Raw genomic sequence first — 24855 nt, 5'->3', positions numbered from 1 at the left:
AGGGGGCCGCCAAGCGGCCCCCTGGCGCTTGAGTCAAGTCGCCGAACTGTATCGACGCACGCCGTTCTCCTGGCGTGGCAACTGTGCCGCAACGCTACCCGGTACCGGGAATAGCACGAGGTGATCGGCCTTCACTGCAATTTCCACATTCTCACCGACCTCGTGGTCATCATGGCTAGGGAAGATCGCTTCGAGCTGGCTACCGGTGGGCAACTGCAGGCGGTAGAGCGTGGATGCCCCAAGGAAACTCTTGCCCACGATGTTCGCCAGGAGCGCGCTGCCAGGTGCATGCACGATATCATCCGGGCGCAGCAGTACATCCACCGAGCTGCCCGGCGCCATGATGTAGGCGCGGTTACCGCGCAGCTCACCCACTTCGGTATTGACCGCCTCGTGGCTGCTCATTTGCCCACGGATGAAGTACCCCTGGCCGATGAAACTCGCCACGAATGGCGTCTGCGGTTCGTGGTAAAGGTTATAGGGCGTGTCCCACTGTTCCAGGCGGCCTTCCTTGAAGACGCCGACCTGGTCGCTGACGGCAAAGGCTTCTTCCTGGTCATGGGTGACCAGAATGGCGCTGGTACCGCGGCTTTTGAGAATGTCGCGAACCTCATGGCTCAGGCGCCGGCGCAGCTCCACGTCGAGGTTGGAGAATGGCTCGTCAAGCAGCAGCAGTTGCGGCTCGGGCGCCAGCGCCCGGGCCAGGGCGACACGTTGCTGCTGGCCGCCAGACAGCTCATGCGGGTAACGCCCGCCCAGCCCGCCGAGTTTGACCAGCTCCAGCATCTCTTCGATGACGGCGGCCTGGCGTGGGTGTTTGGCGATACCAAAGGCAATGTTCTGCGCCACGGTCAGGTGCGGGAATAGCGCGTAGTCCTGAAATACCATGCCGATGCGGCGCTTTTCCGGTGCCAGGGTGAAGCCAGCCCGGGAAATGACTTCGCCAGCCAGGTGGATTTCACCTTCGTGCACCGGCTCGAAACCGGCGATGGCGCGCAGGGTGGTGGTCTTGCCACAACCGGATGAACCCAGCAGGCAACCGATGTCGCCTGCGTTCAGGTGCAGGTTGAGGTTCTGGACGATGCGCTGGTCGCCATAGCCGCAGGCGAGGTTGCGCAGGTTGAGCAGTAGGGGTTGACTCATGCGTGGTGGTAAGCCGGTTCTACAAGGAATTCGAGAAGCGCCTTCTGTGCATGCAGGCGGTTTTCAGCCTCGTCCCAGGCGACCGAGCGTGGGTCGTCGAGCAGGTCCTGGCTGATTTCCTCGCCACGGTGGGCGGGCAGGCAGTGCATGAAGAGGACATCGGGTGCAGCCAGGTCGAGCAGTTCGCGGGTGACCTGGTAAGGCGCAAAATGCGCCAGGCGCCGTGCAGTTTCCTCCTCCTGACCCATGGAAGTCCAGACATCGGTGACCACCAGGTGTGCATCACGCACAGCTTCCCTGGCATCCCGGATGATCTGCACGCGGTCACCGCCCAGTGCCATGAAGCGTTGATCCGGCTCATAGCCTTCGGGGCAGGCGATGCGCAGCTGGAAATCGAACTGCCTGGCGGCTTCGATATAGGAGTTGCACATGTTGAAGCCATCGCCGATCCAGGTCACGGTCTTGCCCTGAATCGAGCCGCGGTGTTCAACGAACGTCTGCATGTCGGCCAGCAGTTGGCACGGGTGCGATTCGTCGGACAGGCCGTTGATCACGGGCACACGCGACTTGGCGGCGAACTCGGTCAGGGTGCTGTGGGCGTGGGTACGGATCATCACCGCATCAACCATGCTCGACAGCACGATGGCGCTGTCACCAATCGGCTCGCCGCGGCCCAGCTGGGTGTCGCGGGGCGAGAGGAAGATGGCCTGGCCGCCGAGCTGGATCATGCCGGCCTCGAACGACACACGGGTACGGGTCGAGGACTTTTCGAAGATCATGCCCAGCACACGGTTCTTCAGCGGTTCGAACAGCACGCCTCGCTTACGCAGGTCCTTCAGCTCGATGCCGCGGCGGATCACCCCGAGCAATTCGTCGGTGGTGAAGTCCAGCAGGGAGAGAAAGTGCCTAGCGCTCATGAGTGACTACCTTATCTGCAACGGTATGCAGGTCGACCGTATGGTTTTTTTTGACAACGGGGGTGACCTGCGGCGTAAGCCGCACGGGGCGGACGAAATAGGGAAAGGCGCAATACTATAAGTAAATGTCGCCTGAAGCCAAGGGGGGGAAAAGCGGCGTGATTGCAAAGGGTGTTGCAAAGGGTGTCTTTACCCGTTGGCCGTGCTGTTCTTTATTTGCTACAGACGGTTGTACACGGCTTGCTGGCAATTTGGCAAATGGCTGTCGTAAATCGTGCGCATGATGTCGGTGGATTCACGCGGCGAAGCGCACTGGCCGCGGGGCGGGGGCGGGCGCATAGTCACTGTTCGACAACAACAAGGCAGAGGCGGCCATGACCAAGACCCTGCATCACCGTGCCTGTCACCTGTGCGAAGCGATCTGCGGGCTCAACATCGAAGTCAGCCATGAGGAGGACGGGCGGGCGCTGATCAGCTCGATCAAGGGCGACCCCCTGGACCCGTTCAGCCGTGGCCATGTCTGCCCCAAGGCCGTGGCGTTGCAGGACATCCAGAACGACCCGGACCGCCTGCGCCAGCCCCACAAGCGAGTCGGCGAGCATTGGCAGGCCATTGGCTGGGATGAGGCTTTCGCACTGGCTGCCGAAAAGCTGTGGGCGGTCCAGCAAGCCCATGGGCGCAATGCCGTGGCGGTCTACCAAGGCAACCCGAGTGTGCACAATTACGGCTTGATGACCCACAGCAACTATTTCCTGGGCCTGCTCAAGACCCGTAACCGTTTCTCTGCCACGTCCGTAGACCAGTTGCCCCAACACCTGGTCAGCCACTTGATGTATGGGCATGGGCTGCTGCTGCCGATTCCGGACATCGATCACACGGGGTTCATGCTGATTCTTGGCGGCAACCCGCTGGCCTCCAATGGCAGCATCATGACCGTCCCGGACGTGGAGAAGCGCCTTAAGGCCCTGCGGGCGCGTGGTGGGCGCCTGGTGGTGGTTGACCCGCGGCGTAGCGAAACGGCGGCAATGGCTGACCGCCATTTGTTCATACGCCCTGGCGGTGATGCAGCCCTGTTGTGCGGCTTGCTCAACACATTGTTCGAAGAAGGCCTGGCACGGGGCTCGCACTTGCCGGTCAGCGGCCTGGAGCAGGTGCGCGAGGCCATTGCGCCGTTCAGTGCCGAGGCCATGAGCGCCCAATGTGGTATTGCTGCAGCGGATATTCGCCAGCTGGCACGCGACTTCGCCGCTGCCGGGCAGGCCGTGTGCTACGGCCGCATGGGTGTCTCGACCCAAGCATTCGGTACCCTTTGCCACTGGCTGGTGCAACTTGTGAACCTGGTGACCGGCAACCTCGACCGTACAGGCGGCGCGTTGTGCACGGAGCCTGCCGTCGACCTGGTGGCAACCACCTCGGGCGGCCACTTCAACGCCTGGCAGAGCCGTGTGTCGGGCTTGCCCGAGTACGGCGGCGAGCTGCCGGTGGCTGCCCTGGCCGAGGAAATGCAAACGCCGGGCGAAGGGCAGGTGCGCGCCCTGGTGACAGTTGCCGGCAACCCCGTGTTGTCCACGCCGAACGGCCGCCAGCTGGATGCGGCGCTGGAGGGGTTGGAGTTCATGCTCAGTATCGACCTCTACATCAACGAAACCACCCGCCATGCCGACCTGATCCTGCCCTCTACCTCCGCGCTGGAAAACGACCATTACGACAGCACCTTCAACCTGCTGGCAGTGCGCAATGTCACGCGCTTCAACCGGGCGATCCTGCCCAAGCCGGAGGGAGCACTGCATGACTGGGAGATCTTCGTCGGCCTGGCCCAAGCGTTTGCCAAGCGTGCCGAGTTGGCGTTGAAGCCGACCTGGTCGCCTGCGCAGATGATTGATCAAGCCCTGCGCAAAGGGCCCTACGGTGAAGCAACGCCTTGGCGGCTCTCCCTGGCAACACTGGACGATCACCCGCACGGGCTTGACCTGGGGCCGTTACGCAGCAACCTCGCTGGGCGCCTGGCGACTGCCAGCAAGGCTGTCGAAGCCGCCCCCCAGGTTTTGCTGGACGACCTGCACCGCCTGGCGCAAATGACGCCGCCGGTGCCGGGCGAGCTGCTGCTGATCGGGCGGCGCCATGTGCGCAGCAACAACTCGTGGATGCACAACTTCCATCGTCTGGTGAAAGGCAAGCCACGGCATCAGTTGTTGATGCACCCGCAAGATTTGCAGCAGCGGCAACTGCAGGATGGCCAGCGCGTGCGCATCCGTTCGCGTACCGGCTCCCTGGAGGTCGAGGTGCAGGCCTGCGAGGACATGATGCCCGGTGTGGTCAGCTTGCCCCATGGTTATGGTCATGGGCGTCAGGGCGTGCACCTGCAGATCGCCCAGGCGCAACCCGGCGTGAGTGCCAATGACCTGACCGATGAGCGCTTTAGGGACCAGGTTTCCGGAAACGCTGCGCTCAATGGCGTACCCGTGCAGGTCGAGGCCGCTTGAGGAACGGCAAGGCCGAGCACAGCGCTCGGCTTTCCGATACAATGCGACACCGTGCCGACGACTGTGTCGGATAGTTCAGCCGAGGTGCTACATGGATATCATCGAAACGATCAAAGAGCAGATTGCCAACAACACCATTCTGCTTTACATGAAAGGCTCGCCGAATGCCCCGCAGTGCGGCTTCTCTGCGCGTGCATCGCAGGCCGTGATGGGTTGTGGCGAAAAGTTCGCCTACGTCGACATCCTGCAGAACCCGGAAATTCGCGCCAACCTGCCAAAATACGCCAACTGGCCGACCTTCCCGCAATTGTGGGTAGCCGGTGAGCTGGTTGGCGGCAGCGACATCATGCTGGAAATGTTCGAGAAGGGTGAGCTGCAAACCCTGATCAAGGAAGCGGCTGCCAAGGCCAAGGCTTCTGAAGCCTGATCTTCCGGCAAGCATGAAAAAACCCGCTGATCGCGGGTTTTTTCATGGGGCGAATAGTTACTCTTCGCCCATCTGCGACTGCAGGTAGTTCTCGATACCGATCTTGTCGATCAGCCCCAGTTGGGTTTCCAGCCAGTCGATGTGTTCTTCCTCGGACTCGAGGATATCTTCGAGCACGTCACGCGAGCCGAAGTCGCCAGCGGTTTCACAATGGGCGATGGCGGCCTTCAGGTCGACCAGGCCTTGCTGTTCAATCTTCAGGTCGCACTCGAGCATTTCCTTGGTGTGCTCGCCGATCAGCAGTTTGCCCAGGTCCTGAACGTTAGGAATACCTTCGAGGAACAAAATACGCTTGATCAATTTGTCAGCGTGCTTCATTTCATCGATGGATTCTTTGTACTCGTGCTTGCCGAGTTTGTTCAGCCCCCAATCTTCGTACATGCGTGCGTGCAGGAAGTACTGGTTGATCGCGACCAGCTCGTTTCCGAGGATCTTGTTGAGATGCTGGATGACGCTTACGTCGCCTTTCATGTCGGGTTCCTGCTCTGTAGAAGTGTGTCAATCCACTGAAGTTTGAGCCCGATACTTAGGTGTGTCAAACCTAAGTTCTTGAATACTAAGTGAAAATTAATAGGAATAAGAATGTTTGTGAACCGCGTTGCAACGCTAACTTGTTGAATTTCGGGCATAAAAAAACCGGACACTAGGTCCGGTTCTTGAAATTCTGCGTTCAGGCAGCGGTAAATTCGACGGGGTAGGGCAGGGCTGCCTGGCTGACCTGAAGCTCGGTCAGGGTCTCGCGGACCACCTGCTTGGCCACGCAGGCGCATTTCCCACACTGGCTGGCGACATTGGTGGCGGCTCGCACTTCCTTGTAACTGCAGCATCCTTCATAGATCGCATCGCGGATCTGTCCGTCGGTAACGCCGACACAAAGACACACATACATAAGGGCTGACCATCGCTGGTTGGGTCGATGGGTTGGAGCTTAATGGTAATGAGAATGCTTGTCAAAGATCTTTCTGAGAGGGCTGTGCTTGAGCGACCGGTGGTTGCTTTGTCGACGGAGTCGGCCTGTCATGAGAAGCCGTGTATGATGGTCGGCCTTTGTTGGATGTCGGGCAAGCCCGTCTGGCCCGGCAAACGGTTTTTCACCCTCATCAGGAGATTACAATGAGCGTACTCGTTGGTAAGAAAGCCCCCGATTTCACCGTTCCGGCCGTGCTGGGCAATGGCGAGATCGTCGATAGCTTCAACCTGGCCTCGGCCATCAAGGGCAAGTACGGCCTGGTGTTCTTCTACCCGCTGGACTTCACCTTCGTCTGCCCGTCCGAGCTGATCGCCCTGGACAACCGCATCCCTGACTTCCAGGCGCGCAACGTGGAAGTGATCGGCGTGTCGATCGACTCGCACTTCACCCACAACGCCTGGCGTAACACCCCGGTCAACAACGGCGGCATCGGTCAGGTGAAGTACACCCTGGCTGCCGACATGACCCACGAAATCTGCAAAGCCTACGACGTCGAGTCCGAAGGCGGCGTGGCCTTCCGTGGTGCCTTCCTGATCGATACCAACGGTGTTGTCCGTTCGCAGATCGTCAACGACCTGCCACTGGGTCGTAACATGGACGAGCTGCTGCGTCTGGTTGACGCTCTGCAGTTCCACGAAGAGCACGGCGAAGTGTGCCCTGCCAACTGGAAAAAAGGCGACAAGGGCATGAACGCTTCGCCTGAAGGCGTTGCTGCCTACCTGAGCGAGAACGCTGGCAAGCTGTAATTGCTGCGTGCATGAAAAAACCGGCCTTCGTGGCCGGTTTTTTTTGCCTTCCTGTGCCGGCCTCTTCGCGGGCGCGCCCGCTCCCACAGATTCTCTGCATGCCTGAAGGCAAAGGTGAACCTGTGGGAGCGGGCGTGCCCGCGAATGCCTTTAGCAGATCAATCGTTGAAATCGCGCCAGCCGCCCATTTCTTTCCAGCGGTTGACGATGCCGCAGAACAGCTCAGCGGTTTTCTCGGTGTCATAACGTGCCGAGTGCGCCTCACGCCCGTCGAAGTCGATGTCGGCGCTTTGGCAGGCCCGCGCCAGCACGGTCTGGCCATACGCCAGGCCCGCCAGGGTGGCGGTGTCGAAGCTGGAGAACGGGTGGAACGGGTTGCGCTTCAGGTCATTGCGCGCCACTGCTGCATTGAGGAAACCCAGGTCGAAGCTGCTGTTGTGGCCGACCAGAATCGCCCGCTTGCAGCCGTTGGCCTTGAGTGCCTTGCGCACGCCGCGGAAGATGTCGGTCATCGCGCTTTCCTCGCTGACCGCCATGCGCAGCGGGTGGTCCAGCTTGATCCCGGTGAACTCAAGTGCGGCCGGCTCGATGTTGGCGCCCTCGAACGGCTCCACTCGGTGGAAGTAGGTATGTTCGGGGAACAGGAAACCTTTCTCGTCCATGCCAATGGTGACGGCGGCAATTTCCAGCAATGCATCGGTAGCGCTGTTGAAACCACCGGTTTCAACATCCACCACGACCGGCAGATAGCCGCGGAAGCGCTCGGCCATCGGGTGACGAGGACCGCTGCTGCCTTGGGTGTCCAGGTCGTCTTCGTAAAGGTCTTCGCTCACGCGTTTTTCTCCAGCAGGCGCCAGCGCAGTTTTTCGCCAGCGCGCAGCGGGACTACGGTTTGCTCGCCAAATGGCAGGCTTTCCGGAGCGGTCCATTCTTCGCGGACCAGGGTAATGGTGTCGGTGTTCGCCGGCAGGCCATAGAAGGCCGGGCCGTGCAGGCTGGCGAAGCCTTCCAGCTTGTCCAGCGCGTTACGCTGTTCGAACGCTTCGGCGTACATCTCGATCGCCGCATAAGCGGTGTAGCAACCCGCGCAACCACAGGCTGCTTCCTTGGCGTGACGGGCATGAGGTGCCGAGTCGGTGCCGAGGAAGAACTTCGGATTGCCGCTGGTGGCAGCGTCCAGCAAGGCCACCTGGTGAGTGTTGCGCTTGAGGATCGGCAGGCAGTAAAAGTGCGGGCGAATGCCGCCAACCAGCATGTGGTTGCGGTTGTACAGCAGGTGCTGGGCGGTGATGGTCGCACCCACGTTGGCCGGGGCCTCGGTGACGAACTGCGCGGCGTCGCTGGTGGTGATGTGTTCGAACACCACTTTCAGCGTCGGGAAGCGCTCGACCACACGGCGCATGTGCTCGTCGATGAAGCGCTTCTCGCGGTCGAACACGTCGATCTCGCTGCGGGTCACTTCGCCATGCACCAGCAGCGGCATGCCCACTTCCGCCATTGCCTCTATGGCCGGGAAGATGTTGTCGATGCTGGTCACGCCCGAATCGGAGTTGGTGGTGGCGCCGGCCGGGTACAACTTGGCGGCGTACACGAAACCGCTGGCCTTGGCCGCGCGGATGTCCTCGGGGCTGATGTTGTCGGTGAGGTACAGCACCATCAGCGGCTCGAAGCGGCTGCCGGCCGGGCGGGCAGCCAGAATGCGCTCACGGTAGGCGCCGGCCTCGGTGGCATTGCGCACCGGCGGCACGAGGTTGGGCATGATGATGGCACGGGCGAAGGTACGCGCCACGTCGCCAACGGTGTGGGGCAGGACGGCACCATCGCGCAGATGGATGTGCCAGTCGTCGGGGCGCAGGAGGGTCAGGCGATCGGACATTGGGGATTCCAGGCGGGTCGAACTCAAGCCCCAATCCTACCGGAAAACCCCGGGGCGAGCACGGCTATCAAGTTTTCCGGACAGCGTCCGATAGCCTGCTGGTAAGCCGTCAGAATTTGTGGAGCCGCCCGTGCGCCAGCGTTACCTAGCCCTGTTGACCCTGTTCGCCAGCCTGCCGGCCGGCGCACTGACTTTCCAGACGCGCATGGAGAACATTGCCTGGAAGGTCGAGGGTGACCAGTTCGAGTGCCGTCTGAGCCAGCCGATCGAAGGTTTCGGCAGCGGTACGTTCGTGCGTCGGGCAGGCGAGCAGCCGGTGTTTCAGCTGCGGTCGGACAGCAACGTACTCGGTGCCGGCACCGCCAGCCTGCTGGCTGCGGCAGCGCCGTGGCAACCTGGGCGTGGCGATATCAACCTGGGCAATGTGCGAATGGCCCGCAGTGGCGTGCTGTTCAGCTCCTCCCAAGGGCAGGCCAGCCGGCTGATCAACGGTTTGCTCGACGGGCGTAGCACCGTTGTGCGCAACTACACCGGTGAGGCGGGCAGGCCGATGGAGGTGCGTGTGCTGCCGGTCAGCTTCGCCAAAGCCTACAATGACTATCAGGTCTGTGCTGGCAAGCTGTTGCCGATGAACTACGACCAGGTGCGCCAGACACAGGTGGGTTTCCCCGGGGGCGGTATCGAGCTGGACGCAGCAGCCAAGGCGCGGCTGGACGTGATCCTCGATTACATGAAAGCCGACCCGACGGTGAACCATGTCGAGCTCAATGGGCATTCCGACAACAGTGGCAACCGCCTGGCCAACCGCGACCTGTCGCGCCGCCGCGCATTGGCCGTGGCCGATTATTTCAAGGCTAACGGTGTGCCGGAAGAGCAGATCACTGTGCGCTTCCATGGCGAGCGTTATCCGCTCGCGAAGAACAACAGTGCGTCGAATCGGGCGCGTAATCGGCGGGTGAATATCGAGCTGGATCGGGTGGCGGTGGTTGAAAAAGCCGTGGAAAAGCCGGTTGAGCAAGCGGCGCCGGCTGTTGCACCTGCCTCGGGCGTCCGGGGGGCGAAGGCGCCCTGAGATCTGGTCGGTGCATGTCATGGGCTCGCATCAAGGCCACCAGGGGTTTGTCACAACATTTTCAGCGCCTGTGAGACCGAGCGCCGCCAGGTGTCCGCCTCGACACATTCAGCGCCTGTGAGATCGAGCGCCGCCCGCGCGGCGCTTCGCGGGTAAACCCGCTCCTACGTTTGTTTCGGGCCAATTATGCCTGTGGGATCCGCGCGCGAACGCCTTGGTGCCTATCTCGATATCGCGTCGTACCAACAAGGCGGTCGCGCGCGCCAGGCACAGGATGGACTGGCCCGAAACAAACGTAGGAGCGGGTTTACCCGCGAAGCGCCGCGCGGGCGGCGCTCGATCTCATAGGCGCTGAATATCTTAAGGCGGACACCTGCGGCGCTCGATCTCCCAGGCGCAGAATGCGTCGAGGCGACCACCTGGCGGCGCTCGATCTCACAGGCGCTGAACTCCTCAAGGCATGCATGCTGCGGCTCGACGCCCCTCCAAGGTCCTCATGCCACATCCCTCAACCGACCGCCCGTCGCCCCTACGAAAGTTCCTGTCGCTTTGTCGTCAGAAGCTGTCGCCCCACTGTAAATTTATCCGCAACGCCGGTAGAATCGATCCCTTTCCGTACAACCCCGTGGAGTGATGGCATGGCGGACGTAAAAAAGGTCGTACTGGCGTATTCCGGCGGCCTTGATACTTCGGTGATTCTCAAGTGGCTGCAGGATACCTACAACTGCGAAGTGGTGACCTTCACTGCTGACCTGGGGCAGGGCGAAGAGGTCGAACCGGCCCGTGCCAAGGCCCAGGCAATGGGCGTTAAAGAGATCTACATCGACGACCTGCGCGAAGAATTCGTGCGTGATTTCGTGTTCCCGATGTTCCGCGCCAACACCGTCTACGAAGGCGAGTACCTGCTGGGTACTTCCATCGCCCGTCCGCTGATCGCCAAGCGCCTGATCGAAATCGCCAACGAAACCGGCGCTGACGCCATTTCCCATGGCGCCACCGGCAAGGGTAACGACCAGGTGCGCTTCGAGCTGGGTGCCTATGCCCTGAAGCCAGGCGTCAAGGTCATCGCTCCATGGCGCGAGTGGGACCTGCTGTCCCGCGAAAAGCTGATGGACTACGCCGAGAAGCACGGCATCCCGATCGAGCGCCACGGCAAGAAGAAGTCGCCGTACTCGATGGACGCCAACCTGCTGCACATCTCCTATGAAGGCGGTGTCCTGGAAGATACCTGGACCGAGCACGAAGAAGACATGTGGCGCTGGAGTGTCTCGCCTGAGAACGCCCCGGACCAGGCTACCTACATCGAGCTGACCTACCGCAATGGTGACATCGTTGCCATCGACGGCGTCGAGAAATCCCCGGCCACCGTCCTGGCAGACCTGAACCGTATCGGTGGTGCCAACGGCATCGGCCGTCTGGACATCGTCGAAAACCGTTACGTCGGCATGAAGTCGCGCGGTTGCTACGAAACGCCTGGCGGTACCATCATGCTCAAGGCACACCGTGCCATCGAGTCGATTACCCTGGACCGCGAAGTCGCTCACCTGAAAGATGAGCTGATGCCAAAGTATGCCAGCCTGATCTACACCGGCTACTGGTGGAGCCCGGAGCGTCTGATGCTGCAACAGATGATCGATGCTTCGCAGGTCAACGTGAATGGTGTGGTGCGCCTGAAACTGTACAAGGGCAATGTGACCGTGGTTGGCCGCAAGTCGGACGATTCGCTGTTCGATGCCAACATCGCCACCTTTGAAGAAGATGGTGGTGCCTACAACCAGGCAGATGCTGCTGGCTTCATCAAGCTCAATGCACTGCGTATGCGCATTGCCGCCAACAAGGGCCGTTCGCTGCTCTGATTGCTGGCGTGTGCGAAAACCCCGGCTCGGTCCGGGGTTTTTTTATGCCCGCGCAAAGGCGGGTCGTTCAACTTCGATGGCTCACATCATCGCCCTCGAGTGCGCTGATCGAAAGCTGCGCACATTGACGTCTGTCCAGATTACAAAAGCGCCAGACGCGCGCTGGCTCGGGCGGTTGGGCAAGTGCGTGCAAGAGTTGTTGTTCCATCATGCGACAGGCGTCGGGGCCGGAGAACATGAAAGTGACAGGTTCGCCCTGTACCGCCTCGGGGGCATCATTGGCAATTGCGGGTGTGGCCACACTGCTCAGTGCTGGCGTGTTGTCGTGTGCTGTGTTGTTGGGAAGCGGGCTATAGAACGACTTGTAATTGAAGTTGAGTGTCAGAAAAAACAGTGCCGTCAGAAAGAATGGAAAGCCTACCAGGAACCAGGTGTAGAGCTTTTGGCTGGACTCGCCGAGAAATGGCAGTGTAGCAAGGGCGGAGGCTTCGATGATCCCCGCGAAGATGGCAATGATCGTCAGCGGGGCGACAGGTTGTGCTTGGGTCATATAGGCCGTCTCCAGCGGTTTTGTCCATCTTTACCTTACTGCTGTACTCAACTAAAGGCTGGATTGTTTCCCGGGGGAGGAATGATCGTCAGAGAACCTCGTTGTGTTGCTTTTTCGACGTGTTTGAGTCGGAAGTTTTCCTTTGCTGAAGATCAGTATTCAACTGGTACGTTTATGTCAGTGGGTGGTACCTTTTTTTCGGTAATAAGTAATTTATTTGTTACAACCATAGTCATTGTGTGTAGGAAGTTTCTGTAAGTTCTGTAGGCTTTGTCTGTCCATGGCTTTCGCTGGTAAATCGCCGCGCCAGCAAGCGTCCTGTCGGTTATCGTGGCGTGCCAAAGCAACAACAATGTATGGATATCGCATGAATAAAGTGCTTATCGTGGATGATCATCCGGTCATACGCCTGGCCGTACGCATGCTGATGGAGCGGCATGGGTATGACGTTGTGGCGGAGACTGACAATGGGGTAGCTGCGTTGCAGCTGACACGGCAACACCTGCCGGATATTGTGGTGCTGGATATCGGTATCCCGAAACTGGATGGCCTAGAGGTGATCGCCCGCATGGCGACATTCAGCCCGGGTAGCAAGGTACTGGTGCTGACGTCACAGGCCCCCGGCAACTTTTCGATGCGCTGCATGCAGGCAGGGGCGGCGGGTTACGTGTGCAAGCAGCAGGAGCTTACCGAACTGCTCAGCGCTATCAAGGCTGTGTTGTCGGGTTACAGCTACTTCCCCAACCAGGCCTTGCATGCGTCACGTGGCAGGGGGGCGGGCAGCGAGACGGATATGGTGAATCGCCTTTCTGCGCGAGAAATGACGGTGCTGCAACAACTGGCGCGAGGGCGTTCGAACAAGGAGATTGCCGACAGCATGTACCTCAGTAACAAGACGGTCAGTACCTACAAGTCGCGGCTGTTGCTAAAGCTCAATGCACGGTCACTGGTTGACCTGATCGAGCTGGCGCAACGGCAAGGTCTGAACTGATCGCCAAGCCTTGAAGCCTCCAGCCAGGAGGCTTTGCCAAGGCTATCGGTCCCTGACTACGGGACCCGCACTACAGGTCGTAATCGAAATCGGCCAACTGCTTTTGCAGGCGCCGTTCTTCCAGCATGTTGTCGATGGTGCGACGTTTGCTCAGGTTGGTCTTTGCGATTTCAACCTGTGGCTCCGCGTCATCGTCTGCGGCAACAAAATCATCATCGATCGACAGGTCGTCTTTATCGGTACTCATGAGTCGCTCCAAGCCAAGGGGCCATTGGCCGTCCTTATAACCAGAAAGCAGACGCTGGTAAAAAAGATTTTTTCAATCGATGTGAGTGGTTTTTGGCTATCGGCTCAATCGTCGGAGGTTTTGTGCTTGTACTCGCACAAATCTTCGATCCTGCAGCTTCCGCACCTTGGCTTGCGCGCCTGGCACACGTAGCGCCCGTGCAGGATCAGCCAGTGGTGGGCGTCGAGCAGGTAGTCCTTGGGTACAAACTTGAGCAGTTTCTTTTCCACTTCCAGCACCGTTTTGCCTGGCGCGATGCCTGTGCGGTTACTCACCCGGAAGATATGGGTATCCACGGCCATGGCCGGTTGGCGAAACGCCGTGTTTAGCACCACGTTGGCGGTTTTGCGGCCGACGCCGGGTAGCGCCTCCAGCGCTTCGCGGGTTTGCGGTACCTGGCTGTCGTGGCGCTCGATCAGTAGCCGACATGTTTCTATGACATTCTTGGCCTTGCTGTTGTAAAGCCCGATGGTCTTGATGTATTCGCTGAGGCCTTCAACGCCCAGGGCATAGATGGCCTCGGGGGTGTTGGCGACGGGGAACAGGCGGGCAGTGGCCTTGTTGACGCCGACGTCGGTGGATTGCGCGGACAGTGTCACGGCGACCAGCAGTTCAAACGGGGTCGTGTAGGCCAGTTCGGTCTTTGGGTCGGGGTTGTCTTCGTGCAGCCTGCGAAAAATCTCCAGGCGTTTGGCGGCATTCATGAAATCAGGGCTTTCCTTGACGAGGTGGGTGGGCAGGGCCCGGAAGCAGGCGATTGTACAAGGCCAACAGCAGACCCAGCAGCAGTAGCGCACCGGGTGCGAGGCTGGCCAGGTGCAGCTCGGCATGGTCAGCCAGCCATTGGCGGCTGGTGCCCAGCAGCAGGCAAATGGCAAAGACAGCGCCGAGGTGCCTTGCGAGCAGGCGCCAGCGGCGTTGGTCAGGTAGCAGGTGGTCACTGGCCAGGCATTGCAGGCACAACAATGCGGGATAGTGGCCCAGGGCAATGGCCAGCGGTAGCAGCCAGGCCCGCAGGGCCAACTGCAGGCAACTGGCCAAGGCTGCCAGCAGCAGCAGGCTAGCCATTACATAGGCCCAGCTGGCCATGTGTTTACGCAGTGGCGCCAGCAACAGTTGGTGCAGGCACCCCATCAGTACTGCGCACAGGCCGATGGCCGCGCCTTCAGCCAGCGTTCGGGTGGCACCCAGCAGTGGCGCCAGGCTCATGGCCAGCAGGCAGAACCTATTCATGGGTGGCGCCCTCCAGCAATACACTACGCTGCTCGTCGAAATAGCTCAGCGCATCCTGCAATGCGGCGATCACCGCGCGCGAGGTCACGGTTGCGCCGGCCAATTGGTCAAAGTCACCCTGGTCCCGCTTCAGCGCCCAGTGATCGCCCTGATCGCGGTTGTTGAACTGACTCAGCCAGTGCAATCGCGGATCCCCCAGGCGATCGCCCAGCCCGGGGCTTTCCTGTTGTTCGACAACCTGGCTGCCGATCAGCCGGCCGTCCGTGGTGATGGCGACGCTCAGCACGATCGGCCCGGCATACCCCTGGGCCTGTGTGATCAGGATAATGGCGCTTGGCTTACCTGCCACAGTGGCACGGTAAGCCGCCAGGATACGGCTGTTGGGCCTCTGTGCGGCGGGCCTTGGCAGCGGGCTTTCCAGGGGCTGGTTGTCATAGCTACCGTCGGGCAGCACGGCCAGTCGCTGGCGGCTTTGCAGCTGCTTTTCAGCGCCGGCGATGGCCGGACCGGTCGACTGCCGCCAGGCCAGGGTGGCAGACACTGCCAATACTCCCGTCAGCAGCAGCAGGCCCACATCCCGAACCCCGCGCTTCATCGGGCTGCCTGCTGACGCTGCGCAGCCATGCGCTCGAGTGCCGGTGCCAAAAGGTTCATCAGCAGGATGGCGAACGCGGTGCCATCCGGATAGCTGCCCCAGGTACGAATCAGGTAGATGAGCACTCCTGTTCCCACGCCGAAGCACAGCTTGGCCCAGTCGTCTCTGGGGCCGGACACTGGCTCGGTCGCAATGAAGAAGGCTGCCAGCATGGTCGAGCCGGAAAACAGGTGCAGCAAAGGCGAGCCATTGGAGTCCGACCCCGAACCGTTCCAGCCCAACAAGCTGAATACCAATAGCCCTGCCAGCAAACCTGCCGGTGCATGCCAACTGATCACCTTGCGCTGCAACAAGAACAGGCCACCAAGCAGGAATGCCAGGTTGACCCATTCGCTGCCTGCCCCGCCAATGTTGCCAAAGCCCGGATGGCTGGCAAACAGCTCGTCGATGGTCAGGCTGCGGTTGTGGCGCAAGCCGTCGAGCAATGTCGGACGGGCCCAGGCATCGATCTGTTCGCCCCCAGCGAACACCTGCTGCACGCTGTCGAGCAGGCCTGGGGCCTGCCCAGGCCAATGGTTCATCTGCAACGGGAAGCTGAGCAGCACGAAGGCATAGCCCACCATGGCTGGATTGAACAGATTTCGCCCGACCCCACCGTAGGCCTGCTTGCCGATACCGAGCGCGACACTTGCCGCGATGACCGGCAGCCACCATGGCGCCAAGGTGGGCAGGGCGGCCGCCAGCAGCACGGCGGTCACCAGTGCGCTGCCGTCGGTTAGCGCCTGGCTCAGTGATTGGCTGCGCACTGCCAGCAGCGATGCCTCGCACAGCAGCGCGGCACTGGCGCACAGCAACAGGTTCAGCATCATGCCCCAGCCATGCAGCCACAACAGCGCCAGCAGCCCAGGCGTGCAAGCGAGCAAGACCAGGCCCATGCTGGTGCGTAGGCGCGGATCGGGACTGCTCATTGGCCAAACATTCCGTTGAAACCGGAAAACGCCATGGCCATCACCCCGGCCCCGATCAACTCGATGGGCAGGCCGCGCAGCGCGTTGGGGATATCGGCGTGGGCGCTGCGCTGGCGCAGGTCGGCGAACACCATCAGCGCCAGCCAGAAGCCGCCACCCGTCAGCAAGCCTTGGAGCAGCATGGTTGGCCAGGTGCTGCCGTCGCTTGTCTGCTGCAGGGCCAGCCCAAGCGCTGCTGCATTGCTCAACAGCAGCGCTGGCAACCCCACTACAGGCCAGGCCGGGCGCCACTTGGCCAAAAGCCAGGGCAGGCCCCAGGCGAGCAAAGCCAGCCAGGGCAATAGCAGAAACAGGGCAAGATCGTGGATGTGCAACGGGGCAAGTACCGCGTGCACCAGCAGCTGCGCGCCGATTACGCCCAGGGCGATGCACAGGGCGCAGGCCAGGCCGTGCACCTGAAGTTGCAGCCCGGAGAGTGGCTGTCGGAGCAGGCACAGGTGATTGATCAGTGCGGCGCTGATCAGGACCAGGATGTAGTCATTCATGAGATGACGATAGCCGGGAATCGGGGCGATTGTCCGGGTTTGACATGAAGGGGCCTGCGTAATTGTGGGAGCGGGCAGCCCGCTCCCACAATGGCCCGCAGGGCGGTTACTTGATGCGCTGGCCTGGCTTGGCGCCGCTGTCCGGGCTCAGCAGGTAGATTTCTTCACCGCCAGGGCCGGCAGCCATGACCATGCCTTCGGACACGCCAAAGCGCATCTTCCGGGGTTTGAGGTTGGCGACCATCATGGTCAGGCGGCCTTCCAGCTTGGACGGGTCTGGGTAGGCTGACTTGATGCCGGAGAACACGTTGCGACGCTCGTCACCAATGTCCAGGGTCAGTTGCAACAACTTGTCGGCACCCGCCACGGCTTCAGCCTTGACGATCAGCGCCACACGCAGGTCGACAGCTGCGAAGGTATCGAACTCGATCTCTGCCGACAGCGGGTCCTTGGCCAGCTCGCCATTGCCCGCCGGGGCCTTGGCTTCGGCAGCCAGCAGGTCTTCCTTGCTGGCAGCGACCATGGCTTCGACCTTGGCCGGCTCGATACGGCTCATCAAGGCCTTGAACGGGTTAAGCGCGTGGTTTTCCAGGCGTGTCAGGTGGTCGTTCCAGGTCAGCGGGGCCACGTTGAGGAAAGCCTCGGCATCAGCGGCCAGCACCGGCAGCACCGGTTTGAGGAAGATCACCAGCTGGCGGAACAGGTTGATGCCTTGGGCGCAGATGGCCTGGACTTCATCCTGCTTGCCTTCCTGCTTGGCCAGTGACCACGGTGCCTTGTCGGCGATCCAGGCGTTGGCGCGGTCGGCCAGTGCCATGATTTCGCGCATGGCGCGGCCAAAATCACGGGCCTCATAGGCTTCGGCGATGGAAGGTGCGGCAGCCAGGAAGGCTTCGGTCAGCTCAGGCGCGGCATCACCGCTTACCATCACACCCTCGTTGCCCTTGTGGATGAAACCGGCGCAGCGGCTGGCAATGTTGACGACCTTGCCGACCAGGTCGGAGTTGACCTTCTGCACGAAGTCTTCCAGGTTCAGGTCCAGGTCGTCGACGCCACGGCCCAGCTTGGCCGCATAGTAGTAACGCAGGTATTCCGGCTGCAGGTGGTCCAGGTAGGTGCGGGCCTTGATGAAGGTGCCGCGCGACTTGGACATCTTGGCGCCGTTGACCGTCAGGTAGCCGTGCACGTTGACCGCGGTCGGCTTGCGGAAGCCGGCGCCTTCGAGCATGGCTGGCCAGAACAGGGCGTGGAAGTTGACGATGTCCTTGCCGATGAAGTGGTACAGCTCGGCCTTGGAGCCTTCGTTCCAGAAGGCGTCGAAGTCCAGCTCCGGGCGGCGTGCGCAGAGGTTCTTGAAGCTGGCCATGTAGCCGATTGGCGCATCCAGCCATACGTAGAAGTATTTGCCAGGCTCACCCGGGATCTCGAAGCCGAAGTACGGCGCGTCGCGGGAGATATCCCACTCCTGCAGGCCGGAGTCCAGCCATTCCGCCAGTTTGTTGGCTACCGCGTCCTGCAGGGTGCCGCTTCGGGTCCACTGCTGCAGCATGGCCTGGAAGTCGGGCAGCTTGAAGAAGAAATGCTGGGAATCACGCAGTACCGGGGTGGCACCGGAGATCGCCGACTTGGGGTTCTTCAGCTCGGTGGGTGCGTAGGTGGCGCCGCATTTTTCGCAGTTGTCGCCGTACTGGTCTTCGGCCGCGCACTTCGGGCAGGTGCCCTTGATGAAGCGGTCGGCGAGGAACATGCCTTTTTCCGGGTCGAAGTACTGGGTCACCGAACGGGTGGCGATGTGCCCGGCTTCACGCAGGCGCGAGTAGATCAGGCTCGACAGCTCGCGGTTCTCGTCGCTGTGGGTGGAGTGGAAGTTGTCGAAGTCCACCAGGAAGTCGGCGAAATCGCTGCTGTGCTCGGCCTGGACGTTGGCGATCAGCTGTTCCGGGGTGATGCCTTCCTTTTCGGCGCGCAGCATGATGGCCGAACCGTGGGCGTCGTCGGCGCAGACATAGATGCACTGGTTGCCGCGCAGCTTCTGGAAGCGCACCCACATGTCCGTCTGGATGTACTCCAGCATATGGCCGAGATGGATCGATCCATTGGCATAGGGCAGGGCGCTGGTGACGAGAATCTGGCGTGGCTCGGACATGGTGGCTCGGCTACTTATCTGGCTACGGGGTAAAAATGAGGATGATCGGCCACTATAAAGGGCTGGCGAAGATATTTCACCCCGCAAGCGCATCTGCTGACGATTGACGGGTTAGGATAGGCGGCTGTTTTACATTCAGTTTGCCAATGGGAGTCTCCATGAGTGCCGTCACCCGTGCCGCCGTTGAAGGCGTGCTTCGCCAGTACACCGACCCCTACCTGAACCAGGACCCGGTCAGCGCCGGCTGCGTGCGCGCCATCGATATCCAGGGCGGGCAGGTCAGCGTGCAGTTGCAGTTGGGTTATGCCGCAGGGCTGTTCAAGAACGGCTGGGCCCAGGTGCTGCAGACCGCCATTGGCAGCCTCGAGGGGGTCACTGGCGCCCAGGTTTCGATCGATTGCGTGGTGGCCGCGCACAAGGCCCAGGCCCAGGTGCCAGCCATGGCCAACGTCAAGAACATCATCGCCGTGGCCTCGGGCAAGGGCGGTGTTGGCAAGTCGACCACCGCGGCCAACCTGGCCTTGGCCCTCGCACGCGAAGGCGCACGGGTAGGTATTCTCGATGCCGATATCTACGGCCCCAGTCAGGGGGTGATGTTCGGCATCGCCGAGGGCACTCGTCCACAGATTCGCGAGCAGAAGTGGTTTGTGCCGATCAAGGCCCACGGCGTGGAAGTCATGTCCATGGCCTTCCTCACCGACGACAACACGCCGATGGTATGGCGTGGCCCAATGGTGTCTGGCGCGCTGCTGCAACTGGTCACCCAGACCGCCTGGGATGACCTGGATTACCTGGTGATCGATATGCCACCGGGTACCGGTGACATCCAGCTGACCCTGGCACAAAAGGTACCTGTGGTCGGTTCGGTGATCGTCACCACGCCACAGGACCTGGCGCTGCTGGATGCCAAGAAGGGCGTGGAAATGTTCCGCAAGGTCAACATTCCGGTGCTGGGCGTGGTCGAGAACATGGCCGTGCATATCTGCTCGAATTGCGGCCATGCCGAACACCTGTTCGGTGAAGGTGGCGGCGAGAAGCTGGCCAGCCAGTATGGCGTCGACCTGCTGGCGTCGCTGCCGTTGTCGATGCTGATACGTGAGCAGGCCGACAGCGGCAAGCCCACGGCGATCGCCGAGCCGGAAAGCCAGATTGCCATGGTTTACCAGGAGCTGGCTCGCCAGGTAGGCGCGCGGATCGTGCTGCAGGAAGCTGCGGCGCCGGCAATGCCCAGCATTACCATCAGCGAAGACTGACCTGCCATACCGAGTTTGCCCGCACACAGCGACTGCGCCGTACTTGAAGCCTGTGCAGTCCCTGTGGGAGCGGGCGAGCCCGCGAAGAGGCCAGCGCCTATTTCGAGCAGGCATAAAAAAACCCGCCAGAAGGCGGGTTTTTTTGAAAGCTAGGAAGCTAGATCGACTTAGGCGATCTGAACTTCTTCAGCCTGCATGCCTTTCTGGCCGCGGGTAGCGACGAAAGTAACAGCCTGGCCTTCTTTCAGGGTTTTGAAGCCGTCAGCTTGGATGGCTTTGAAGTGCACGAACAGGTCGTCGCCCGACTGAGGGGTGATGAAGCCGTAGCCTTTCTCATCGTTGAACCACTTAACAACACCGGATTGACGGTTGGACATTTTTCTGTCTCCTTGGACAATTTGATAACGGTCAGGAAAAACCCTGCCCGGGACTGAGCGCAAAGAGAGCAGAAAATTCAGCGATGGGCCGATCAGGATCGTGCATCAAACTAGAGATTCTCGGTGTCACGTGCAGCACAGTGGCAACACCTTACCCCACTTTCCGCAACCTGCCAATGGTCAGAAGACGCTTTAGGCAAATTCGGATCGGCGGCGGCTGCAGCCCCCACCCGGCGCGGGATGAGGGATGGAACTTTAACCTGGGCGCCGGGACCGGTAATATGCGCGTCACGATTTTCACCTCGCAACTCTTCAGGACACCCCGCCATGAGCATCAAATCGGACAAGTGGATTCGCCGCATGGCGCAGGAACACGGCATGATCGAGCCGTTCGTCGAGCGCCAGGTGCGCGGCGAGCAGGACAACCGCGTGATCTCCTTCGGCGTCTCCAGCTATGGGTACGACGTACGCTGCGCCGACGAATTCAAGGTGTTCACCAACATCAACTCGGCCACCGTCGACCCGAAAAATTTCGATGCTGGCAGCTTCGTCGATATCAAGAGCGACGTGTGCATCATCCCGCCAAACTCTTTCGCCCTGGCGCGCACTGTCGAATATTTCCGCATTCCTCGTGACGTGCTGACCATTTGCCTGGGCAAGAGCACCTACGCCCGTTGCGGCATCATCGTCAACGTCACGCCGCTCGAGCCCGAATGGGAAGGTCACGTGACGTTGGAGTTCTCCAACACCACCACGCTGCCGGCGAAGATCTACGCCAACGAAGGCGTGGCGCAGATGCTGTTCTTGCAGTCCGACGAAGAGTGCGAAGTGTCGTACAAGGACCGTGGCGGCAAATACCAGGGCCAACGCGGCGTCACTCTGCCGCGTACCTGAGCCGACAAGCGCGGGGAATTACCCGCGCCTTTGGCACTCCAACGAAGTAACGCCGGTGTGCATGATGTGCATCGGCTTTCGTCAGGAGCAGCCAATGAAACTCCATCCCGCAATCAGTGCCAAGCTGGCAGGCCTGCAGCCCAATCACGTAGGGTTGTTGCCCTGGTCACTGCTGGCGCACCCGCTGCCCATGCAGGCGGGGGGCGTGCCCCATCAGCCTGACCCCGATACCCCGCAACCGCCGGAACCCGGTGAGACGCCTCCCATGGAGCCGGGTGAGCCGACCTTGCCGGACGAGCCGCCTCCCGCCCCTGTGGCCTGAGCGTCGCTAAAGCGGCCAGACGCGTTCAGCGCCAGCCAGGTACAGCCGGCTGGCGCTGGCGGGGGTGATTTCCCACCCCCCGGTGAACTCACCGAATGCAGGTAGCAGGCTGACTTGCTCATCGATCACGAAGCAAGGCAGGCGCAAGCGCTGACGGGCCTTGCCGCGCAGGACGAAGACCGGGTGTACATGGCCCGCCAGTACCGGGTGTGTGCGGTGGGGCTGCGGCTCGTGCTGCAGGGCAAAGGGCTCCAGAACCCAAGGCTCGTCCACGACCTGAATATCGAGCGAGGCAGGTGGATCGCCGGCGTTGCGATCATGATTGCCGCGTATGAGCACCACTTTCAGATTTTTGTGCCGCTTGCGCCAATCCTCCACCTTGGCCAGCGTTGCCGGGGCGCGGGCCGTGCGGGCATGCAGAAAGTCGCCCAGGATGATCAGTTGTTCGCAGTCATGCTCGGCCAGCAGGCGATCGAGCCTGTCGAGTGTCGCCTCAGTCGTTCCGCGTGGCACTGGTTGATGCAGGGCGCGGTAGCTGGCGGCCTTTCCGATGTGCACGTCGGCCACCAGCAAGGCGCGGCGGGCGGGCCAGTAGATGGCTTTGTCGGCAAGCAGCCAGAGCGCCTGCCCCCGGTGTTCGATGGGTTGGTAATTCATCCCGCGTTCGCCGCTTGTTCCAGTTCCGCCACCATCCGCGCAATGCGGTCTGCTAGCTTCTCGGTGCTCAATGTCTCGCGCATGCCTTCCACCAACAAGGCAAACGCCAGTGGCCCTGGCCGCTTCAACGCCCGCAGGTCCAGTTGCAACTCACTCATTTTTAGCAGTTGCCGATGCAGCCGTTCGATTTCCAGCTCTTCGCTCAATACTTCATCCCGCGCCTGGCCAAGCAGCAAATTCCCCGCGTCGTGCTTGCGAAACACCTCATAGAACAGCCCGCTGGAGGCCTGGATTTGCCGCGTGCTCTTCTGCGCGGCGGGATAACCGCCAAACACCAGCCCGGCAATCTGGGCAATTTCACGAAAGCGCCGCAGTGCCATTTCCCCGGCATTCAGGCTGGCCAGCACATCTTCCAGCAGGTCCGCGGTGTCGAGTGCTTGCGGCAGGTGACTGGCCCAGTCCACCTGGGCAGGGCTGAGGAGTTCGAATCCGTAATCGTTGACGGCAATCGACACCGACAGCGGCTGTGCGCGGCTGACCCGCCAGGCAATCAGATTGGCCAAGCCCAGGTTGGCCATGCGCCCGGCAAAGGGATACAGGAACAGGTGCCAGCCCTGGCGGGACTTGAAGGTCTCGGCCAGCAGTGTGCCTGTGGTGGGCAAGGCTGACCACTGCGCCTGGAGCGCAAGCAGCGGGCGTACTGCGCGCATTTCCGGCCCGTCAAAGCGTTCATGGGCGGCAGCATCGAGCTGCTCGACCAGCGCCTCGGCCAGTTCGCTCGAGAGCGGCATGCGCCCGCCGTTCCAGCGCGCTACCGCAGCCTTGCGCGCCGTGCTGCGACGCACATAGGCCGTCATGTTTTCCACGCGCACCAGCTCCAGTACCCGCCCGGCAAACACCAGCGTATCGCCGGGGCGCAGGCGGGCGATGAACGCTTCTTCAACACTGCCCAGCGTTTTCCCGCCGCCGCCCTTGCTCCAGTATTTCAGTTGCAGGTTGGCATCGCTGACGATGGTGCCGATGCCCATGCGGTGGCGCCGCGCCAGGCGTTCGCTGGTAACCCGGTAAACACCGTCGGCCTGGCGCTCGACGCGCTGGTAGTCCGGGTAGGCGGTCAGTGAGCTGCCGCCGTGGCAGACGAAGTCCAGCGCCCATTGCCATTGGCTGTCGCGCAACTGGCGAAAAGCCCAGGTGCTGCGCACTTCGGCGAGCAGTTGCTCCGGGCGAAAACCGCTGCCCAAGGCCATGCTGACCAGATGCTGTACCAGCACGTCCATGCACAGGCGCGGTGAAAAGCGGGCTTCCATGTGGCCGGCTATCAGCGCCTGCCGGGCCGCCGCCGCTTCCACCAGTTCCAGGCTATGGGTGGGCACCAGGGTGACCCTGGAGTGCCGCCCGGGCGCGTGTCCTGAGCGACCCGCCCGCTGCATCAGGCGGGCGATGCCCTTGGCCGAGCCGATTTGCAGCACCCGTTCCACGGGCAGAAAGTCCACGCCCAGGTCCAGGCTGGACGTGCAGATCACCGCCTTGAGGCTGCCTTGCTTGAGGCTGCGCTCCACCCAGTCGCGCGTATCACGGGCCAGCGAGGCGTGGTGCAGGGCGATCAGCCCGGCCCAGTCCGGGCGGGCCTCAAGCAGGGCCTGATACCAGATTTCTGCCTGGGCGCGGGTGTTGGTGAACACCAGGCTACTGGCACTGACATCGATCTCGTGACAGACCTGGTCGAGCATCTTCAGGCCCATGTGTCCAGCCCAAGGGAAGCGCTCGATCGCTGTTGGCAGCAGGGTGTCGACTTGCAGTGCCTTGTCTTGCCGGCCTTGCACCAGCAGGCCGCCCTGGGGCAGCAAGACATCCCGTGCGTGTTGCAGGTTGCCGAGGGTTGCCGACAAGCCCCAGGTCGGTAGGCCCGGGTGCCAATGCCGCAGGCGCGCCAAGGCCAGCTGCAGTTGTACCCCGCGCTTGTTGCCAAGCAGCTCGTGCCATTCATCCACCACCACCAGTTGCAGCGTGGCGAAATCCTCACGTGCCTGTGCCCGGGTCAGCAGCAGGGTCAGGCTTTCGGGGGTGGTGATCAGCACACTGGGTAGCCGCCGGGCCTGTCGGGCGCGCTCGGCACTGTTGGTGTCGCCGCTGCGCACCCCTACGCTCCAAGGCAGCTGGAGCTCATCAAGCGGCGCTTGCAACGCACGTGCGGTGTCGGCGGCAAGGGCACGCATGGGCGTCACCCACAGCACCTGTATGGGGGCCAAGTGGCGGCCCTGGGGCCTGGGCTTGAACGCACGCAGCGCCGCGAGCCAGACCGCGTAGGTCTTGCCGGCACCGGTACTGGCATGCAGCAAACCGGACTCGCCCCGTTCGACGGCAGCCCATACGCGCCGCTGGAAGGCGAAGGGCTTCCAGCCGCGCTTGGCAAACCAGGCATTGGCGAGGTCGGTAGCAGCAGGCATGAGGCAGGCGGTCCTTCGAAGGCTGTGCTTCTACAGACCAC

Annotated in this window: 26 protein-coding genes; 9 read left to right on the top strand and 17 right to left on the bottom strand. The window is 61.6% G+C overall.

Going from position 1 to position 24855, the window contains the following annotated elements; genetic code table 11:
- Positions 1-33: 33 nt before the first annotated feature.
- Together C4Q27_RS05715 and argF are read right to left on the bottom strand one after the other, a co-directional pair.
- Complete coding sequence (locus tag C4Q27_RS05715; RefSeq protein WP_020190705.1) at positions 34-1143, bottom strand: ABC transporter ATP-binding protein; 1110 nt, start codon at positions 1141-1143, stop codon at positions 34-36.
- Entirely contained in the window at positions 1140-2060 is a 921-nt protein-coding gene (gene argF / locus C4Q27_RS05710; RefSeq protein ID WP_014589911.1) for an ornithine carbamoyltransferase, read from the bottom strand. Before argF ends, C4Q27_RS05715 begins: the two co-directional genes overlap by 4 nt.
- Positions 2061-2434: 374 nt before the next feature.
- Here argF and C4Q27_RS05705 point away from each other — a divergent pair, with 374 nt between their 5' ends.
- On the top strand, positions 2435-4543 hold the full coding sequence (locus tag C4Q27_RS05705) for a molybdopterin-dependent oxidoreductase (RefSeq protein WP_104886606.1): 2109 nt from the start codon (positions 2435-2437) through the stop codon (positions 4541-4543).
- A 91-nt stretch (positions 4544-4634) separates the two neighbouring features.
- Positions 4635-4970 carry a Grx4 family monothiol glutaredoxin gene (grxD, locus tag C4Q27_RS05700; protein WP_003254949.1) on the top strand — a complete coding sequence of 112 codons (336 nt, stop codon included), beginning with the start codon at positions 4635-4637 and terminating at the stop codon, positions 4968-4970.
- 57 nt (positions 4971-5027) lie between these two features.
- On the opposite strand, the gene bfr is transcribed toward grxD, so the two are convergent.
- Together bfr and C4Q27_RS05690 are read right to left on the bottom strand one after the other, a co-directional pair.
- Positions 5028-5501: a bacterioferritin gene (bfr, locus tag C4Q27_RS05695; RefSeq protein WP_003254948.1), complete on the bottom strand. Its 474-nt coding sequence runs from the start codon at positions 5499-5501 to the stop codon at positions 5028-5030.
- A 199-nt stretch (positions 5502-5700) separates the two neighbouring features.
- A complete protein-coding gene (locus tag C4Q27_RS05690) occupies positions 5701-5919 on the bottom strand; it encodes a bacterioferritin-associated ferredoxin (RefSeq protein ID WP_003254947.1) in 219 nt (72 codons plus the stop codon).
- Between the two features lie 224 nt (positions 5920-6143).
- On the opposite strand from C4Q27_RS05690, the gene C4Q27_RS05680 reads away from it, so the two are divergent.
- Complete coding sequence (locus tag C4Q27_RS05680; RefSeq protein WP_003254945.1) at positions 6144-6746, top strand: peroxiredoxin; 603 nt, start codon at positions 6144-6146, stop codon at positions 6744-6746.
- Positions 6747-6904: 158 nt separating this feature from the next.
- On the opposite strand, the gene rnt is transcribed toward C4Q27_RS05680, so the two are convergent.
- Both rnt and pyrC read right to left on the bottom strand, forming a co-directional pair.
- Positions 6905-7516 carry a ribonuclease T gene (gene rnt, locus C4Q27_RS05675; RefSeq protein WP_010952252.1) on the bottom strand — a complete coding sequence of 204 codons (612 nt, stop codon included), beginning with the start codon at positions 7514-7516 and terminating at the stop codon, positions 6905-6907.
- Positions 7517-7575: 59 nt separating this feature from the next.
- Positions 7576-8622 (bottom strand): dihydroorotase, encoded by a 1047-nt coding sequence (gene pyrC / locus C4Q27_RS05670; protein ID WP_003254943.1) that lies wholly within the window; start codon positions 8620-8622, stop codon positions 7576-7578.
- A gap of 130 nt (positions 8623-8752) precedes the next feature.
- On the opposite strand from pyrC, the gene C4Q27_RS05665 reads away from it, so the two are divergent.
- Entirely contained in the window at positions 8753-9694 is a 942-nt protein-coding gene (locus C4Q27_RS05665) for an OmpA family protein (RefSeq protein ID WP_104886605.1), read from the top strand.
- Between the two features lie 638 nt (positions 9695-10332).
- Positions 10333-11550: an argininosuccinate synthase gene (locus tag C4Q27_RS05650; RefSeq protein ID WP_003254941.1), complete on the top strand. Its 1218-nt coding sequence runs from the start codon at positions 10333-10335 to the stop codon at positions 11548-11550.
- Positions 11551-11617: 67 nt separating this feature from the next.
- On the opposite strand, the gene C4Q27_RS05645 is transcribed toward C4Q27_RS05650, so the two are convergent.
- On the bottom strand, positions 11618-12100 hold the full coding sequence (locus C4Q27_RS05645) for a hypothetical protein (RefSeq protein WP_064492967.1): 483 nt from the start codon (positions 12098-12100) through the stop codon (positions 11618-11620).
- A 367-nt stretch (positions 12101-12467) separates the two neighbouring features.
- Here C4Q27_RS05645 and C4Q27_RS05640 point away from each other — a divergent pair, with 367 nt between their 5' ends.
- Positions 12468-13091 carry a response regulator transcription factor gene (locus C4Q27_RS05640; RefSeq protein ID WP_003254939.1) on the top strand — a complete coding sequence of 208 codons (624 nt, stop codon included), beginning with the start codon at positions 12468-12470 and terminating at the stop codon, positions 13089-13091.
- 70 nt (positions 13092-13161) lie between these two features.
- Here the strand turns inward: C4Q27_RS05640 and C4Q27_RS29405 are convergent, their stop codons facing one another.
- The 7 genes from C4Q27_RS29405 to metG form a co-directional block, all read right to left on the bottom strand.
- Positions 13162-13338: a PA3496 family putative envelope integrity protein gene (locus C4Q27_RS29405; RefSeq protein WP_010952256.1), complete on the bottom strand. Its 177-nt coding sequence runs from the start codon at positions 13336-13338 to the stop codon at positions 13162-13164.
- A gap of 104 nt (positions 13339-13442) precedes the next feature.
- A complete protein-coding gene (nth, locus tag C4Q27_RS05635) occupies positions 13443-14081 on the bottom strand; it encodes an endonuclease III (RefSeq protein WP_020193232.1) in 639 nt (212 codons plus the stop codon).
- 4 nt (positions 14082-14085) lie between these two features.
- On the bottom strand, positions 14086-14610 hold the full coding sequence (locus C4Q27_RS05630) for a hypothetical protein (protein WP_064492965.1): 525 nt from the start codon (positions 14608-14610) through the stop codon (positions 14086-14088).
- Positions 14603-15205 carry an RnfABCDGE type electron transport complex subunit G gene (locus tag C4Q27_RS05625; RefSeq protein ID WP_064492964.1) on the bottom strand — a complete coding sequence of 201 codons (603 nt, stop codon included), beginning with the start codon at positions 15203-15205 and terminating at the stop codon, positions 14603-14605. The genes C4Q27_RS05630 and C4Q27_RS05625 overlap by 8 nt, the downstream gene beginning before the upstream one ends.
- On the bottom strand, positions 15202-16173 hold the full coding sequence (locus C4Q27_RS05620; protein ID WP_064492963.1) for an RnfABCDGE type electron transport complex subunit D: 972 nt from the start codon (positions 16171-16173) through the stop codon (positions 15202-15204). Before C4Q27_RS05620 ends, C4Q27_RS05625 begins: the two co-directional genes overlap by 4 nt.
- A complete protein-coding gene (locus C4Q27_RS05615) occupies positions 16170-16718 on the bottom strand; it encodes an Rnf-Nqr domain containing protein (RefSeq protein WP_064492962.1) in 549 nt (182 codons plus the stop codon). Before C4Q27_RS05615 ends, C4Q27_RS05620 begins: the two co-directional genes overlap by 4 nt.
- Before the next feature lie 106 nt (positions 16719-16824).
- The gene (metG, locus tag C4Q27_RS05610) at positions 16825-18864 is read right to left on the bottom strand and encodes a methionine--tRNA ligase (protein ID WP_064492961.1); all 2040 of its coding nucleotides are present in this window, start codon (positions 18862-18864) and stop codon (positions 16825-16827) included.
- 158 nt (positions 18865-19022) lie between these two features.
- Here metG and apbC point away from each other — a divergent pair, with 158 nt between their 5' ends.
- Positions 19023-20117 (top strand): iron-sulfur cluster carrier protein ApbC, encoded by a 1095-nt coding sequence (apbC, locus tag C4Q27_RS05605; RefSeq protein WP_003254924.1) that lies wholly within the window; start codon positions 19023-19025, stop codon positions 20115-20117.
- A 167-nt stretch (positions 20118-20284) separates the two neighbouring features.
- Here apbC and C4Q27_RS05600 read toward each other — a convergent pair whose 3' ends face one another.
- Entirely contained in the window at positions 20285-20494 is a 210-nt protein-coding gene (locus tag C4Q27_RS05600; protein WP_003254922.1) for a cold-shock protein, read from the bottom strand.
- Between the two features lie 327 nt (positions 20495-20821).
- On the opposite strand from C4Q27_RS05600, the gene dcd reads away from it, so the two are divergent.
- Positions 20822-21388: a dCTP deaminase gene (gene dcd / locus C4Q27_RS05595; protein ID WP_003254920.1), complete on the top strand. Its 567-nt coding sequence runs from the start codon at positions 20822-20824 to the stop codon at positions 21386-21388.
- A 94-nt stretch (positions 21389-21482) separates the two neighbouring features.
- Positions 21483-21710 (top strand): hypothetical protein, encoded by a 228-nt coding sequence (locus C4Q27_RS05590; RefSeq protein WP_003254918.1) that lies wholly within the window; start codon positions 21483-21485, stop codon positions 21708-21710.
- 6 nt (positions 21711-21716) lie between these two features.
- Here C4Q27_RS05590 and pdeM read toward each other — a convergent pair whose 3' ends face one another.
- A complete protein-coding gene (pdeM, locus tag C4Q27_RS05585; RefSeq protein ID WP_104886604.1) occupies positions 21717-22367 on the bottom strand; it encodes a ligase-associated DNA damage response endonuclease PdeM in 651 nt (216 codons plus the stop codon).
- Positions 22364-24814 (bottom strand): ligase-associated DNA damage response DEXH box helicase, encoded by a 2451-nt coding sequence (locus C4Q27_RS05580; protein ID WP_104886603.1) that lies wholly within the window; start codon positions 24812-24814, stop codon positions 22364-22366. The genes pdeM and C4Q27_RS05580 overlap by 4 nt, the downstream gene beginning before the upstream one ends.
- Positions 24815-24855 lie beyond the last annotated feature (41 nt).

This window comes from Pseudomonas sp. SWI36, from assembly GCF_002948105.1.
Lineage (GTDB): Bacteria > Pseudomonadota > Gammaproteobacteria > Pseudomonadales > Pseudomonadaceae > Aquipseudomonas > Aquipseudomonas alloputida.
This window is presented reverse-complemented; position numbering and strand designations above follow the sequence as displayed.